A 16,323-nucleotide genomic window follows, 5' to 3' on the forward strand; every position below is an offset into this window, starting at 1 on the left:
GGGACGTTTGCTAACTGGGTCTAATTCTTCTTTAGTACAAGCCAAAGGTACGTAATTTTTATCAATACCTTTTCGTTTAACTTCTGCTTCTAACCAATCGAGATAACTGCTAAAATCCGCATCAATTGCTACAAGTTCATCAAAGGTAAAACACTCCAGGTGGTCATTCTCTTGCTTCTCAATTTCATCTCGTGCAATCTTACTAATGCGTCTATCAGTTACCAACCAACCTTCATCTGTTTTCTGCTCCGACACCTTGGAATCTAATGCTTGCACATCTTTAAGCCCAACTTCCCCAGTCATTCCACGTACTAAAACGCGGTCATATCGATTACGTCTGACCGGAATATTAAGAATCCACTCAAAATAATTGTCTTGCCAAACTTCATATTTTTCAAACCGATAACCCAAAGTTTCAAACCAACCGCGCATTTCTTGAGCTAGTGCAATTGAAGTCGGAATCGGAGATTTGGCGAGAATATTCCCCCCCTCTCCCCCTCTCCCACTCCCCTTGTCCTCTTCACCTGCTGCTAACCGTGCCATTTCGGTTCTAATTCCTTCCAGCGTCGGTAATCTATCTAATTGTTCTTGGATAACAACGACACTTTGATGTAAAGAAGTTATTTGATTAGAAGTTAAAACCGATTCAGGAGTGCGAGTACGCTTGGTAACTTCAATAAATATTGTCGCGAATGCTGCTACCTCTCGCATTACATCTAATTGCAGTGCTTTGATTTCGTCCCCCAAAGCATAAGCATCAAGAAAAGCTTCTACTTCACTAAGTAGAATCGAAGAATTATAATGGTCAAAGGCTTTGCGAAAAGCTTTTTTAATATCCTCTTGTCGAAAAAATTCTAATAAACATTTTGGTTTACCAACACCGTATTCAACTAAAGTATAGGCGTAAACACCACTAAAATCTTCTGGGGGATGCTCTGGTGTTAAATTATATTGCTTTAATATTTTGATTACAGTTTCATTACGCTCTAACTTGTCTTTAATTGGACTAGCAATGCTAGTTAATATACTAAATAATAAATCTAGATTGTTGAGCATTATAGAGGTAAATATTTTTTATGTAATACTTTACAACACTCTTGTAGTTATTTGTAAGTAAAATCCCATACATAGATGATAAAACTATCATATCTTCCGAGTCTTTTAATCGGAATGCGCTTTACCATTGCTCCTTTACTGGTTTTTGATGCTTTAGACCATAAAACCAGTTATTGGTTCATAATCGGTTACATTATTGCCGTACTTTCAGATATTTTTGATGGTATTATTGCCCGTCGTTTAAAAGTTAGTACTACGCAACTTCGTCAAGCAGATAGCTGGGCTGATATTTGTTTATACTTGGGTGTGGCTATTAGCACTTGGTTAGTGTATCCCCAAATAATCATTGATTTTCGATTACCTTTATTATCTGCAATTACGATCCAATTAATATTGTTCGCGGTTAGTTTAATTAAGTTCCAAAAATTCCCCAGTTTCCATACCTACACTGCTAAAGCATGGGGATTAGCATTACTTGCAGCGACAGTGGGGTTATTTGGTTTTGGTTACGCGAATACCCTTTGGGTTGCGATCGCGCTTTGTTGGCTCAATAGTTTAGAAGAAATCGCCATGACGCTATTGTTACCAACTTGGCAATGTGATGTTTTAAGTATCTTTCATGCATTGGAGTTACGTAAAACATTGAGACTAGAAGCAACTAGTCAGGACGGAGTTTAACTGCGTGAGATTAAAAAAACAATTCCGCAAAAATTTCCAAATTTTACTACTGCTGGGTGTAATATTTCTCTTTTTCGCAACTCCCTTGCGGAATTTACTCAATCAAGAGATTCTCTCATCATGGTTGCAAAGATTAGGTATTTGGGCTGTTCCCTTATTTATCTTCACTTATGTATTGGTTACTGTTTTAGGTTTGCCGATAACAATTCATACATTAACTGGAGGTGTAGTTTTTGGTTTGGGATGGGGAATTGTTTGGTCTACATTGGCCGCAACATTAGGAGCAGTAGGAGCCTTCTGTTTGACTCGGTACCTATTTCTAGATTGGGCTATGGCAAAATTTGGTCAACATAAACTGTTGAGAAAATGGCATCAAGCACTCGATCGCAATCCCTTTTTCTTAGTTCTATCTCTACGCTTTGCCCCGATCGCTCCATTTAATATGATTAACTTTTTATTGGCACTAACCCCAATCGATCTAAAGATTTACACCTTGGCAACCTTAATTGGAGTAATTCCAGGGACAATTGCTTATACCTGGTTGGGTACTTCTGGAAAAACTGCTTTACAAGGAAGCGATGCATCCTCGTTTATACTCGCGTCAGTTTTTTTAGTGTTGTTATCGGTATCACCATTGTTATTTAAGCGTTTGTGGAAGTAGTACCGGAAATTCCATTCATTTTTGGAGTAACCGATCGGTCAATCTTTGAATATTTGTAAGCTTTTGATCGCAATACTTTTGAATTGCAGCGTTGCACAAAAGGGTTTAGTAAAACAAATAAATTATTTTTTCTTAATTCTATTTTTTCGACGAGATTCTTTCTGCATTTTCTTCTTCTTTTTCGCTTTACTTTTGGTTTTTTTCGATGAGGTAGAAAATCCCTCTGGCTCCATGAGAATACTTGGCTTATTTATCTCAAAACAAGCCCAATATTTCATTTCAGATATCGCATCTTCAATCAAAGAATAATGCGGATTATCGCGAAGTTCATTCAAATTTGCTTCTGAACCATTTTGAAGATAATCATCAAAATCATCCCGTGCAAAAAAGAACGGCTCGATTAAATCTTCATCAAAAGTTCGCTCAATGTATTCCTGAAGTTCTTCAGGAGCAAGTATAGAGCCGTTAATCGCTAATTCAGTCAAAATATAATCTGGTTCTTCTTCAACTTGAGTTGTAGAAGATTTATTTGCAAAGAGAAGTGAAAAAAGTTCTTTAAAATATTGAACTACTTGCTCTCTAGAAACAATTCCTTGAACTACTAAAATAATTAAAGATTGGAGAGCAGCCCCTTTGATATATTCATTGACTTCTTGATTTTCTATCAGTTGCTTGATGGGGTCAATATTTCCATGACTTACGGAAGCGAGTATTCTACTTAAATCCTCAGTAACTAGATCTCCTGTTACATTCATCGGCATATCCCCAGGAACTGAGAAAAATTCGATGATAAAAGGATAAGCTAATGGTTCCTTAAATTGTGCTAACAAAAATAAAGCATAAAGATGTAAAAGATAATCAGGCTTATTAAATAAATCCTCCAGATTATCTTTAGATTCCGATAAACTAGTTAGTAGAAAAGGAGTAATTGCTTCTTTTTCTTCGATAGCTCTTTCTAAAGCTTGAAGAGGAAACTTCCCGGTATTAAGTTCTAATTCTGATAAAATCTCTTCCAATTGCATACTCAAAAATTTTCTTTGATAAAAAATAAAAATACTAAACAAATTTTAATCATAGATTTGATTCCATTTATGCTAAGTTTCGTTAATTTTGGGACTACCATATCCCTTGTGGAAAAATCGGGCTTTGTAGTTTTACCGAAAGGCTCTCGAATAGTAGCTACTCTTAACAACGTTAACGAAGCAGGGTTTGTTGAACTTCAAGCCACACAAGTTTTAACTCACTCCCAAGAATACAATATTCCGTCAAATGCGATACGCGGAGCGTCGCCCTTTCGGGCTATCGCAATTCGTGGTGATGGAGGAAAACCTTTAATTGCATCTCGTTTGAACAGTAATAAGGGAGAAATTGCACGAAGAGATGCACAAATATTTGCTGTATTGACATCCTCCCCGGCGTAAACGCACGTGGATTCCAAGAATCACTTCTTAGACTTCCTATGCACACGAGTTGACTTGCTTGAAGGAGTTACCTCACCCAAGTATTGGTCAGTCTCTCCAGAGGCGTTAGTTCCGACGTGACCCGCCGTACTTAGACCTTTTTCGGTGGATGTTCCGCGCAGCATTCCAATCACGGTCTTGTGTATGCCCGCAGTGAGGACAAGAATGAGTTCTAGTACTAAGAGATTTGTAATTTGTTAAGCTATTATCCTAGAATTTCCCCCGACATCTCAACCTCTTCCTTCATCACGTGCCAACCCGTATGAGAACCCATCTTACCTGCTTTCACAAACAGCCAACAGCCGCGTTGATAAGAATTTTTACCCGTTTCACATCTAGGTTTTACCCCAATTAATTCCTCTACTTCTTCAGTAGTTAGTATCCAACCATTAGCTTGAGCGCGTTCCAGTACATCCATATACCAAATTGGATTTGACGGTTGCAATCTTGAAAAAACAATGTCTTCAAGGTTTCTCAATGACTGCGATATTTCTGCAAGACTTTCATCAATCCATTGCTTGGTCGAATCATTTACTTGTGGCTGGGATGGTGTAGTAGTTTGTTTCGGTATACCATTCTCTGGCTGTTTTTGAGCAATTCCCAAAGGCTCGGTGAATCTTTCAAAGTTTACAACGCGATTGTTTTTATCAAAACTAGCCGACGAAGCATCTTTTTGTAAATTGGCTTTATAGTTATCAACTGGTACTAAGTTACGACCAATTTCCGTAGCCAGATTACTTAAAAAACTAGCCGCTTCTGCTTCATCGCGGGTAGCCATTTGAGCTGCTACTTGTTTCATCATCCGCACTAAACTACCATCTATTAACTGTTCGTTCGCTGCCAGGATATCTACTTCCGAACCACTAGGACAATCTAATAACGCTTGAATTAGCTTTAGATAAGTTTGGGATTTTTCGTCACTACTTTCATGATGAACCGCGACTTCAAATAAGTGATTTATTTGTTTCGCCCAATGGTGTAAATACTTAGCGGCATCTGCTTTCCCTTCTCCTGCCATTTGTACTGCAAGTTGTTCGAGTACTTGTACCAACTCAGGAGTAACTAATTGTTCGTTGCGTTCTAATAATGTCCATTCTTCACCGTGAGGACAACTTAGCAGTTGTTCAACTAATTGGAGATAAGCTTGGAGGTTTTGTTGTTTAATTTTCATAGTGAGTTTTAATTATGTTTGGGTAAATAACTAGTTTTTGAAGACGTAGCAGTGTTACGTCTCTACATAACGTGTGCGTTTGTTTACATTCGGTCGTGGAATGTCCGTTTTATAACGTCAAGCTGCTGTTCTCTGGTTAATTTGATGAAATTCACTGCATAACCCTAATAGTTAACTGCGGATATTCTTCGGGATGTTCCATTGCATCTAACAATATTTCCCGATTAAGGACTTTAACGTTGATATGATGTCTCCCGTCGTGGAAGTATTCGTCGAGCATTCCGACAGTAGATAAAAATGTGCAGTCTCGTACATGAGAAAAAAGGACGATTAATCAACAAAAAGGTTTTTATAACTCCCCCTCACTCGGACGCTTACGAATTAAATACTCCAGCATTCTTCTACAATTCCGTTGTAAATTAAAAAAATGAGGAACTTGTGAGCATATAATAATAGCTGTGACGACCTCACAAGTTTCTCAAACTTATTCTCTATAAATAAAAAGAATAAAAGTATTGGGAGATAGTAGAAATGTTGAGCGTCCAAAATCATAATGTTGAAACTCAATCTAGAGATTTAGATGACCCTCAAGTATTGCTTGCGACTCTTCAAGACATTCGTCAATCAGTATTTCAAGAGGGACAACAAATCTTTTCTCAATGGGAACCCCATATTCAACGGCATTATTTTATCAAAAGTGCTAAAAATCTAGCGTATTATTTGGCTTTAAGGCATCACGATTTACGTACTTTACAAGCAGCCTTAACTCCTTGGGGATTGTCATCTCTCGGTAGAATAGAAGCAAGAGTATTACCTAATTTAGATGCAGTAATTTCTACTTTGGGTGCTATTTGCTCTTCAGAACCGAAGTCTCTCCCCAGCCGTCCTTCAATACATTCTTTTTTAGAAGGAGAATATCTTCTCAGAAATCATACAGAAGATGTTTTAGGTAAAATTTACAATCAACGGTGGGTGAGAATTATGGCAACTTTACCCTCAACTGCTGCCAATAATTACAAAAATATTCAAGATTTGCTGCATAAAGGCACAAACTGCGTGCGAATTAACTGCGCTCATGACTCACAACAAACCTGGGAAGCAGTAATTTCTCATGTCCGTCGAGCAGAAGCCCAAACCGGACAGCGTTGTAAAATTATGATGGATTTGGCAGGACCAAAACCTCGGATTGAGCGTGTTATTGCTCCTTATGGTTATAAACACATATTTCCTGGAGATTCTTTGCTTTTACGACGTGAATTACCCGATTTAGCGTCGCAAGATAACTCTAATTCGTTAACCTCTGGATCTTGGCAAGCAACTTGTACTATTCCATCCATCATTGATAAGTTGCAAATAGGAGCTACTGTTTGGATTGATGATGGACGCATTGGTGGCTACGTTGAATGTTTGATGCCATTCGGAGTAGTAATAAAAATTACTCATGCTAGGGACAAAGGAGAAAAAATTTCTGCCGGTAAAGGACTAAACTTTCCAGATACCGCGCTAAAACTGAGTCCGCTTACGGATAAGGACAAAGAGGATTTAGACTTTATTGTTACCCGTGCGGATATCGTCGGCTACTCATTTGTAGAAGAAGTTGCAGATATTGAACTTTTACAGCAAGAGTTACAGGCTCGTCAACATAAAAATTCGCATCCTTTGGCATTAGTAGCAAAAATTGAAACTCCCCAAGCGATCAAAAATCTTCCAGAACTAATTATCCATGCTGCGGGTAAACAACCTTTCGGGGTGATGATTGCTCGCGGCGATTTAGCGGTAGAAATTGGCTATCAGCGGTTAGCAGAAATGCAAGAAGAAATACTTTGGCTATGTGAAGCCGCTCATGTTCCAGTAATTTGGGCTACACAAGTCTTAGAACAATTGGTGAAAAAAGGAGTTACGAATCGCGCTGAAATGACCGATGCAGCAATGGCTGAAAGGGCGGAATGCGTAATGTTAAATAAAGGACGTTATCAAGCCCAAGCCGTTAGCATATTAGATGATGTGCTTAAAAGAATGCAGGAGCATCAATCGAAAAAGACATCTCAATTACGCGCTCTACATTCGTGGGAATTTGACGGAATAATTAGTGATTCCTAAATTGCCCGACTCCGACGCTCACAAGTTCCTCAAATTATTCATATATAACAAAAACATCGCAATTCGGAGGTTAAAACTCGTAAGTTAAACCCATAAAAGTTTAATTTCCACTCCCCAGCTATAACATACTAAGTGGATCAAAAGTATCATGCACAAGCAGCATTATCAACTCAAAGAAAACAACAGCTTGAAGTTATGGGAAAGATGGGTACTAGCTAGTACCATTGCTCAAATTCTAGGCTGGATTGTAATTGCCTATTTTAGTCAAGCAACCAATGAGTTCAATAATGAAAATACATATAAAGTATTGCTGTTAGTAGGGACTGTAGAAGGATTTTTGTTGGGGTTTGCTCAATGGTTGGTTTTACGATCCTATATCCGACGCGCAAGTTTCTGGATTTTCTTAACAATAGTAGGAGCGCTTTTATCGTGGTTTATGGGACTAACGGTAAGCGTTGTGATCGGGCTTTTTTATTTAGCCAATCTCCATCAGACGATTACAACATTAGTAAAAGAAATAGCTTTACTAGGTGCTGCGATAGGAACTGTAATCGGATATGCTCAATGGCTAATTCTAAAAATAGCAAACAAAAAAGCTATTTGGTGGGTGGGGGCTAATGCTTTTGCTTGGTCGTTAGGTCTTGTAGTGGCTTTCATCGGCGCAGGAATTAATAAATCGTCCGGATTTCAGATTCACCCAACCTTAGTTACAGTCGCGACAGGTGCAGTAATGGGGATTATCATTAGCTCGATTACAGGTCTTGTTTTGGTTTGGCTGTTACAACCGCGTCTTAGACATCATCATGATTAAAAAAATACCACGGAGGTGAATTATGTTGAGAGCAGCAGACATTATGACTACAGATGTTGCCACTATTCGCAGTTCCGCAACTGTGGCAGAAGCAGTTAAATTAATGAAAGCTAGAGGTTGGCATGCATTAATTGTAGAACGTCGTCACGACCAAGATGCTTACGGTATTATTACCGAAACAGATATAGTTTACAAAGTAATTGCCTTTGGTAAAGATCCAGCTAAAGTGCGGGTGTATGAAATTATGAGTAAACCCTGCATAGTAGTCAATCCCGATTTGGGTGTGGAATATGTAGCGCGGTTATTTGCCGAACATCGCTTACTCAGGGCACCCGTGATTCAAGGAGAATTGATGGGTATCATTTCGCTTGTCGATATCATTAATGAAAGTAAGTTTCTTGAATTACCTCGGGCAGTAGTATTAAAACAAGAACTTGAAGATGCAATTAAAAAAGCCCGCCTTACTTGCAGAGAAACCTCTCCTCGTTCGGAAGAGTGTGCTATCGCTTGGGATATTGTTGATGAACTGCAAGCAGAGTTAGCACATCAAGAAGCTAAAAGAGTTTCTAAAACTGCATTTGAAGAATACTGCGAAGAATTTCCAGAAGCTATGGAAACTCGGATGTTTGATACTTGGTGTAGTGGGTAATTGGGCATGGGGAATGGGGCATTGAGAATAGTTAGGAATTAGGAGTGAGGAGTAGTGAGTAAAGAATTAATTGATATTTCCCCATCTTCCCATCCTTTTATTAGGTATTTATAGGAATAAATAATGTGATGAAATCGAGCTTGTCGGGGTCGATATGGCAAGCTAGCCTGAGTAAAAGCTTGTTTTTGCTGCTGATACTTTTGTTGAGTGTCGTTATTGCTTTATGGCAGTTGATTCCACCTGCTGTTATTCCAGCGAGTGCGCCGCTTACTGAGTTTTCTGCTCAAAGAGCGATGCAAGATTTAGCAGTAATTGCCCAAAAACCCCGCCCTATGGGTTCTGCGGGTAATATTGCAGCGCGGGAATATTTGGTTGAAGAATTAACTGCAATGGGATTGCAGCCAACTGTACAAAAAACTGCTGTTGTGCAGCGCTTTCCGGGTTCTCAGGTTTTCGAGTCTGGTACTGTATATAACGTTGTTGCACGACTTCAAGGGGGCGATCGCACGGGCGCGTTAGCCGAAGGCGGCTCCTCTGGGAGCATCGCACTCGATGCACACTACGATTCTGGTGCAACTGGTCCGGGTGCTAGTGATTGCGGTTCCTGTGTCGTCACTTTACTCGAAACAGCGCGGATACTAAAAAATGAACCGTCCCTAAAGAATGATGTCATTTTTGTATTTACCGATGGTGAAGAAAACGGCGATTTAGGGGCAAGGGGATTTGTTAAGGAGCATCCTTGGGCAAAGGATATCCGTTTAGCAATTAACTTTGAGGCAATGGGCAGTGGTGGTCCGAGCTTGTTATATAAGACTAGCCCAAATAACAATACGCTAATCAAAGAGTTTATCCAAGCTGTACCGCATCCGTTTGTTTCATCCTTATTTTCGTCATTCCTCAATTTGTTTTCCGCACAGCGTCTTGGTTGCGATTTAGAAGAGTATATGGACTACGGTAGCGCTGGACTTGGTTTTTTCTATGGTGCAGATACGCCAGCTTATCATACTGCTCGCGACAGCATAGAGGTGATAGACCCGCGCAGCATTCAGCATCAAGGCTCTTATGCTTTAGGATTAGTACGTCATTTTGGCAACTTAGATTTAAGTAATATTACTGCCGATATAAATGCGGTGTATTTTAATATTCTGCCGGGAGTTGTTATTTACTATTCGCAAGCTTGGGTAATTCCTCAAATGGTAATTACAGGTTTGCTTCTAATTGCAGTTGTCATTATTGCTATTCAACGGAAGCAATTAACGCTCAAAGGAATCAGTCTATCAGCAGTTGCTTTTATTTTAAGTATTGTAGGCGCTGTTGTTGTTGTAAATTTGGTGTGGTGGTTTGTCAAAGTCTTAAATTCTAACTTACAAATATTCATCATCGGCTACTACCAAAGCAATATTTACCAAGCTGCTTTGATTGCCCTGACTATTGCGGTTATGAGTGCATTTTATACTTGGCTGTTAACTAGATTTCATTTGCATGACCTTTTTCTGGGTACGATATTTGTATGGGCTGCTTTGATGGTGCTAACTAGTTTATTAATGCCCGGTGCTAGCTATTTATTTACGCTACCATTATTTTTCAGTCTTCTTGGATTGGGCTGGATATTTCTTAAGTACAAGCAAATTGATAATTCTTGGCAGCAGGTGATTATCCTTTCAGTAACTGCCATACCGGGAATTATTTTGCTTATCCCCGACCAAGTTTACCACTTTGCCTCTTTAATGAGTCGGTTTGAATCACTAACAAATATACCGTTTACTACTTTTCCAATGGTATTTTTTGCTCTGCTATTCGGTTTAATGCTGCCACATTTCGTTTTACTTAGAAGCGGGTTTTCTCAAAATAAAATTAGGAGACGCTGGCTAATACCGGGAATTGCAGGATTTTTGAGTGTTTTGCTGATTGGAGTAGCAACTGTTAACTCCGGCTTTGATGCAAAATATCCTAAAACCAATAGCATTGCTTACGTGTTAGATGCTGATAGCGATAAATCTTTTTGGATGAGTAGCGATCGCAATCTTGATGAGTGGACATCGCAATTTTTTACAGATAATACAGCCAAAAGTCAAGTTGAAATATCTCCTTTCTGGTCAACTTCAAGTTGGAAAGCACCAGCACCTAAAGTATCTCTAGAACCACCAAATATTACCATTGATCGCGATATAGCAAAAGGTAGCAGCAGAAAATTACAGCTAAAACTGAATTCTCCCAGACAGGCAAATATTATTCAAGCTCAAGTCAAGGTACCGGGAATTCTCACTGCAAGCATTAACGGTAAACTCCTGGATTTAAGTGAATTTACACAGAGTCAGCGCTCCTCTTTGAATTTTGTTTACCACAATTTGCCATCAAATGGAATATCTTTAACTCTATCTGTGAAATCAATAAAACCGATTGAGATAACGCTCAAGGACTATTCTAATGGTTTGCCTCCGCAGCTAAAAACGAACATTAAAAAGCGAACAGATACCATGATGAGCGCTCCAATGGCAATGAAAGATCCGACTATTGTTAGCAGGAAATTTGTGTTTCCACTGAGCCAATCTAAAATTTACAGTGGTTTTCCGCAAAGACGTAACGAAGCAAAGTTTCAATTTGTAGCGTGATTTTACAAGTTTAAAAACATTCAACTAAGTAAGTTGGCGCAAAAAAATAACACTATATAAAGGAATGTTTTTCAAGCTCAAACTCTTTCCCCCTTTGCCCCTTGCCCTTTGCCCCTTGCCCTGCCCTAACGATAATTTTTCGTACCTAGCTACTTAATAATAAGCAATCAGTCATGAAATATTTAAGAAGAAAATGGTTAACTTTAGCATTAATATCAATTTTAAGTGCAATATTATTTTCAACAATGGCGATCGCACAAACTGATATTGATATTAACAACGATAATATAATCCGAGTTGGGGGTGATGTCACAGTTGCAGCAAATAAAGTTGTGGAAAATGCCCAAGCTATCGGGGGAGATGTAACAATTGAAGAAGGTGCGAGAGTCAGACAAACAGCGATCGCGATCGACGGAGATGTAATTTTACAAAAAAATGCCCGTGTAGATGGAGATGCTTATGCAGTGGGAGGTAAAGTTATTACCGAACAAGGAGCAATTATAGCTGGTTCCTCCGGTACGCTGAGCGGATGGGGAGTTTATGGTGCTAAAAGAAGAGGAATTAACAGCTTTTTAGTTCGCTATTTCTTTGGTAGTGCGTTTCATATTTTTAAAATCATTGTAGGTGCTATTGTTGGTATTTTAATTATCAAATGGCGACCCAATTTTCTACCTAATTTAGCAAATACTCTTAATCAATATCCCTTGCAAAGTGGGTTATGGGGTTTGGGCGGTTTAATATCGATAATAGTAGTAATAATTTTGCTTACAGTTACCTTAATTGGAATTCCTTTATTACCATTGGTTGGTTTGATGACTTACGTTGCAGTCATACTCGGAACCTTGGGAGTAGCTCTGTGGCTGGGAGAAAAAAGCATGAAAGAAAGAGAAAAATCGCCCACACAACAATTCATTGCAGGAATGTTAATTTTAGCTTTAATCGGCTTAATTCCGTTATTGGGCGGATTAATGATGTCGGTAGTGAATATTTTTGGTTTTGGTGCATTGCTGTTCTGGTTATTAGATAATCATCGCGATACAAGAGTGCTTGGCTAAATCTTGCTTTTCGTCAAACGGTAATAGACTGAACTTTTTAACAACAGTAAAGTAGGTGCTTTCGGGAAAGCTGCGGTAGATTTGATTGCTAAGGGAGAAACTGGAAAAATGGTCGCTTGGCAAAATGGAGAAGTTGTAGCAGTACCTTTAAAAAAGGTTATAGCTCACTGTCCATCGCGGGTAAAACCCGATAATTTTTTAATAGAAACGGCGCAATCTTTAGGTATTTATGTGGGAAATACCGAGCATCTTTCTAGATTAGAAGATTCTCTAGGTTCTTTACCTTTAAGTTATAGCTAAGAATTAGCAATCATTCTAAACGATGATAATTTGATTGATTTAAATTGAGTTAGGGAGGGTCAAATGATTATGCAATTTTTACTAATTATTGCTGCACTAATTGCTTTCTTATTCATCACTCTTTATCTAAAATTCTTAAGAGAGGTTAAAGAAACAAATAAAATTTGGCATTTGTTAGAAACAAGTCCAAATAATACTACTTTCACCACAGAAATGGTCGCAGAATTACCGCAACCCGTACAGCGTTACTTTCTCCACGCAATTCAACCGGGAACTCCTTTAGCTAATTCCGTCAAATTAAAAATGAATGGTAGTTTTAGGTTATCACCAGATAAACCTTGGCTACCCATGCAAGCCGAACAAATTATCCGTGCATTAAAAGAATTTGTCTGGAAAGCCACAATTGGTAGCGGTTTAATGAAATTTATCGGTAGTGATTATTGCTTTAACAATTTTGGTCGAATGCGGTTTTCTATATGGGGAATTATCCCAGTTATAAATGCTCAGAATCAAGATATCACTCGTTCTGGTATTGGTAGATTTGTAGGAGAATCTTTCTGGCTTCCTTCGGCTTTATTGCCACAAAATAGCGTAATTTGGCAAGCAATTGATGATAATACTATTGTATCTTGCATGAAAGTTGATGGGGAATCTGTCACCCTAACATTTGTTATAGACTCAACCGGAAAAATATTAAAAATGTCTTTACCGCGTTGGGGAGACAAAACAGAAGATGGTAGCCATACTTATATTCCTTTTGGTGGAGAATGTTTGTCAGAACGGACATTTGGAGGCTTTACGATTCCCGATCAAATAAATGCAGGTTGGTGGTTTGGTACTGACAAATACTTTGATTTTTTCCGTGCAAATATTGAACAAGCTGAATTCTGTTAAATCCTTGAATTTATAATTTGCTCACAACTTTCTCATTATTGTGTCTTAAGGTTGAAATATAGATAAGTCTTGGCTAAAACATTTTTTCAAATGGGACTTATATATTTCTTAGTCAATCAGCTATTGTCACGGAGGTATACATATGATGAGTATATTGATTTTTATTCTAAAAAATAAGGGCAGGAAAAATTTGCCTTCAAAAGAAGATTTACCTTTATCTTCCAGACTAATTAGGGATGGTGTTTTGGTACCCGTGACGGTGAATTCTTCTTGATGACTTAAAAATGATGTTTATCAAGGGTTGCATAATTTAATTCATACTTAGATTATGCAACCCTTTGTTCAAATACTTTCAAAATAAGGAGGTGTTTGAGGTGAGATTTTTATCAACAATAAAAACAAAACTTTTTCCACTTGCAATATCTATTTTAGGGTTTTCGTTGCTCATAAGTTTAACTACAAGCTGTTCGTCAACTACTCCCTCAGACGAAATTCCTCCTGTAGCTAAAGATATTAAATTTATCAGCCGAACTTCCAGAGAAATTTGGGGTAACAGTAGGGAACGTTATCTCAAAACGGTAGAAACAAATCTTTATGAAGAAGGAGGTATTACTGATAGAGTTATCGAGTCTCTTAAAACAAATAATCGTATAATGACGATAGATAAGGAAATTTTTCTCATTCAATCCTGTCAACATGGGAATACAGAAGCTTGTGCGTTTATTACATCTCAATCAACCCGATTTTAGACGTACTTAAAAATCAGACTTTCTACATTTTCCAAAAGAAAGAGTATTGGAAATATTAAAAAATATGCGAATAATGGACAGTTTTTTCAATCGCATTTGTTCGATTTTCTAATTTTTTCCATTTACTCTTCCCAAGTAATGTCGCTCCAATAATAGTCAATAATAGCATTTGCCATATTTGAACCAGAGGACCAAAACCTACAGAATTTTCCATTGTGTCTCGTACCTCATCAAATGCTGCATGATAAATTGTTACGACAAGCAAACTTGAAGATGTAGACCAAAAATAAGAGAAGATGACTGCATGCATCATTGAAGGTATTATACTTATTGCTAAAATAATTATGATAGAAAAAAGAATGTTTTCCTTAATTATTGGAGTATTAATACCTGCAAAAACCAAAACTGGTAAATGCCATATCCACCAGATAAATGCTTGTATGATAAGTGCTTTTTTTATGGAATGTTTCACAAGTAAACGAGGTAACAAATAACCTCTCCAGCCAAATTCTTCCCCAAAAGCAGGAATAAGTGTAATAACATACGATTTAGCGAAAGTTGGAATTTTTGATCAAAAAACAGCAGTTCCAGGAATATTTACCTCAAACACTTTTTTATCTTCGTGACAAATTTGCTGAATAATATTACGTCCCGACATAGCTACTACTGGCACGCTTCCACCCGGTTCTACCCACTGCCCAACCATATAAAAACTATCTAATTTTGGTAGAGTTTTGGGTATACCAGAAATCATCATTCCCATTGTTTCTTTAGTTAACAACCAGCCACAACTAGAACCTTGCCAGTTTCCCGTATAGCGCTCGTAACTCATTGGTGTGGCAACATCAACATATTCAATATCCGCTTTAATACCGGGATAAAACTCTTCCAATAAATCGATCAAAATACCCGATTCTTGAATTTGCTCGGCATCATAAATTTTTCGCCCGTAAATTCGCTGCCAATAATCGTATGGTGTTCTCAACATCACAATTAACACTGACTTCCCAGGTGGAGCTAACGAGGGGTCAATGCAGTAATGTTTTACACTAATTTCGCTGCATTCCTCACCAGCAATTACTACTGGTTGATTTAATAAATAAGTTACCCAATGGGGTTGCTCCGACAAATCGCGGTTAACACCCAGAGATACTTGAAGTTGCGAGTGTACGGGGAAATAACCGTCGTAAAGCATCTCCATTTCTTCATCTACGTATTGACCGCGAAGTAAATTAAACAATGTACCGCGACCATCACAAGCAGAAATCACCCGTAAGCGAAGCTTTCCGAAGGAATCGCCATAATATTCTTTGTTGTTATATAGCCGCACGCCAATTGCCCTATTGTTTTCCACTAACACCCTTTCTACTTGGGAATCATAGTAAATTTGACCGCCTAATTCTAAATAGCGCTTCTCGATGGCACGGGCAAACTCCAGGGATGCACCTACAGGAAAACCAGCATTTTTATTGTGCATATATGCTAATAAGGACATTCCCACCATCACCGGAATATCTTTCCATGAGAACATTTGCGGGATAGCTCGACGCAGGAAGGGGTCTTGAAAACGTCGTGCAAACTCCTCAGCAGAGATTCTACCCCATTTGACTAAACTTCCCACAAACGGAAGCATTTCCCGACCTAGACCCCACAAATCAGCAGTATTCATCAAAGCTTTGGGTTTTCGTTGAAGTAACGATAAATCGAAGCGTGTCAAAACCCGAACACCTTTACAAAAGCTGGCGATTAATTGACTATCAACGGGTGAAAGTTGTTTAAGATGTGATTCTAATTTGTCGGGGTTACTGTAAACAATTAGCGTTTTACCTCCGGGTTCGCTAACGCGCATTAATTCATCATGATGAACAAATTGCCGACCTTGAACTGCTCCCAGTTCTTCCCACATACTATAAAACGGTTGTCCTTTCCCCGAACCAAATAAGTAGTGAATGCAGCCGTCAAAAACATATCCGTTACGGTTCCATGCAGTACATAAACCACCAGGTAGATTGTGCATCTCGAATATCTGGGTATGATAACCATTCATTTGAGCATAGCAACCTGCTGCTAACCCTGAGATACCAGCACCGATAATTATGATGTTAGTAGAAGAGTTTTTCATGACCG

The 16,323-nt window shown here is 38.4% G+C and carries 16 protein-coding genes and 2 pseudogenes; 11 read left to right on the forward strand and 7 right to left on the reverse strand.

Going from position 1 to position 16,323, the window contains the following annotated elements; translation table 11 throughout:
* Positions 1 to 1,056 (reverse strand): restriction endonuclease (locus VB797_RS26495; RefSeq protein WP_323240754.1); only part of this gene is annotated, 1,056 nt, incomplete at its 3' end.
* Between the two features lie 75 nt (positions 1,057 to 1,131).
* Here VB797_RS26495 and VB797_RS26500 point away from each other — a divergent pair.
* Together VB797_RS26500 and VB797_RS26505 are read left to right on the forward strand one after the other, a co-directional pair.
* Positions 1,132 to 1,734 carry a CDP-alcohol phosphatidyltransferase family protein gene (locus VB797_RS26500; protein ID WP_323240755.1) on the forward strand — a complete coding sequence of 201 codons (603 nt, stop codon included), beginning with the start codon at positions 1,132 to 1,134 and terminating at the stop codon, positions 1,732 to 1,734.
* A gap of 4 nt (positions 1,735 to 1,738) precedes the next feature.
* A complete protein-coding gene (locus VB797_RS26505; protein ID WP_323240756.1) occupies positions 1,739 to 2,395 on the forward strand; it encodes a TVP38/TMEM64 family protein in 657 nt (218 codons plus the stop codon).
* A 122-nt stretch (positions 2,396 to 2,517) separates the two neighbouring features.
* Here VB797_RS26505 and VB797_RS26510 read toward each other — a convergent pair whose 3' ends face one another.
* On the reverse strand, positions 2,518 to 3,417 hold the full coding sequence (locus VB797_RS26510) for a DUF1186 domain-containing protein (RefSeq protein WP_323240757.1): 900 nt from the start codon (positions 3,415 to 3,417) through the stop codon (positions 2,518 to 2,520).
* Between the two features lie 69 nt (positions 3,418 to 3,486).
* Here VB797_RS26510 and VB797_RS26515 point away from each other — a divergent pair, with 69 nt between their 5' ends.
* Positions 3,487 to 3,816: a hypothetical protein gene (locus VB797_RS26515; protein ID WP_323240758.1), complete on the forward strand. Its 330-nt coding sequence runs from the start codon at positions 3,487 to 3,489 to the stop codon at positions 3,814 to 3,816.
* Positions 3,817 to 3,836: 20 nt separating this feature from the next.
* Here the strand turns inward: VB797_RS26515 and VB797_RS26520 are convergent.
* The 3 genes and pseudogenes from VB797_RS26520 to VB797_RS26525 form a co-directional block, all read right to left on the reverse strand.
* Positions 3,837 to 4,044 (reverse strand): annotated as a pseudogene (locus VB797_RS26520) (zinc ribbon domain-containing protein); the annotation flags it as partial.
* Between the two features lie 16 nt (positions 4,045 to 4,060).
* A complete protein-coding gene (locus VB797_RS35070) occupies positions 4,061 to 5,026 on the reverse strand; it encodes a hypothetical protein (RefSeq protein ID WP_416350937.1) in 966 nt (321 codons plus the stop codon).
* An 83-nt stretch (positions 5,027 to 5,109) separates the two neighbouring features.
* Positions 5,110 to 5,312, reverse strand: a pseudogene (locus tag VB797_RS26525) (glycine radical domain-containing protein); the annotation flags it as partial.
* Positions 5,313 to 5,557: 245 nt separating this feature from the next.
* Here VB797_RS26525 and VB797_RS26530 point away from each other — a divergent pair.
* The 8 genes from VB797_RS26530 to VB797_RS26565 all read left to right on the forward strand — a co-directional run bounded on the left by VB797_RS26530 (position 5,558) and on the right by VB797_RS26565 (position 14,196).
* Complete coding sequence (locus VB797_RS26530) at positions 5,558 to 7,126, forward strand: pyruvate kinase (protein WP_323240759.1); 1,569 nt, start codon at positions 5,558 to 5,560, stop codon at positions 7,124 to 7,126.
* Positions 7,127 to 7,274: 148 nt separating this feature from the next.
* Complete coding sequence (locus VB797_RS26535) at positions 7,275 to 7,937, forward strand: hypothetical protein (protein WP_323240760.1); 663 nt, start codon at positions 7,275 to 7,277, stop codon at positions 7,935 to 7,937.
* Between the two features lie 22 nt (positions 7,938 to 7,959).
* On the forward strand, positions 7,960 to 8,586 hold the full coding sequence (locus tag VB797_RS26540) for a CP12 domain-containing protein (RefSeq protein ID WP_323240761.1): 627 nt from the start codon (positions 7,960 to 7,962) through the stop codon (positions 8,584 to 8,586).
* A 128-nt stretch (positions 8,587 to 8,714) separates the two neighbouring features.
* Positions 8,715 to 11,198, forward strand: coding sequence for a M20/M25/M40 family metallo-hydrolase (locus VB797_RS26545; protein WP_323240762.1), 2,484 nt, complete (start codon positions 8,715 to 8,717; stop codon positions 11,196 to 11,198).
* A gap of 173 nt (positions 11,199 to 11,371) precedes the next feature.
* Positions 11,372 to 12,253 carry a polymer-forming cytoskeletal protein gene (locus VB797_RS26550; RefSeq protein WP_323240763.1) on the forward strand — a complete coding sequence of 294 codons (882 nt, stop codon included), beginning with the start codon at positions 11,372 to 11,374 and terminating at the stop codon, positions 12,251 to 12,253.
* A gap of 108 nt (positions 12,254 to 12,361) precedes the next feature.
* Entirely contained in the window at positions 12,362 to 12,553 is a 192-nt protein-coding gene (locus VB797_RS26555; RefSeq protein WP_323240764.1) for a hypothetical protein, read from the forward strand.
* A gap of 63 nt (positions 12,554 to 12,616) precedes the next feature.
* Positions 12,617 to 13,447, forward strand: coding sequence for a DUF6920 family protein (locus tag VB797_RS26560; RefSeq protein ID WP_323240765.1), 831 nt, complete (start codon positions 12,617 to 12,619; stop codon positions 13,445 to 13,447).
* Positions 13,448 to 13,887: 440 nt separating this feature from the next.
* Entirely contained in the window at positions 13,888 to 14,196 is a 309-nt protein-coding gene (locus tag VB797_RS26565) for a hypothetical protein (RefSeq protein ID WP_323240766.1), read from the forward strand.
* 55 nt (positions 14,197 to 14,251) lie between these two features.
* Here the strand turns inward: VB797_RS26565 and VB797_RS26570 are convergent, their stop codons facing one another.
* Both VB797_RS26570 and VB797_RS26575 read right to left on the reverse strand, forming a co-directional pair.
* Positions 14,252 to 14,761, reverse strand: a complete 510-nt coding sequence (locus tag VB797_RS26570; RefSeq protein WP_323240793.1) for a CPBP family intramembrane glutamic endopeptidase — start codon at positions 14,759 to 14,761, stop codon at positions 14,252 to 14,254.
* Positions 14,762 to 14,767: 6 nt separating this feature from the next.
* Entirely contained in the window at positions 14,768 to 16,318 is a 1,551-nt protein-coding gene (locus VB797_RS26575) for an NAD(P)/FAD-dependent oxidoreductase (protein ID WP_323240767.1), read from the reverse strand.
* Between the last annotated feature and the right edge of the window lie 5 nt (positions 16,319 to 16,323).

The sequence above is a fragment of the Rivularia sp. UHCC 0363 genome (assembly GCF_034931125.1).
Classification (GTDB): domain Bacteria; phylum Cyanobacteriota; class Cyanobacteriia; order Cyanobacteriales; family Nostocaceae; genus Rivularia.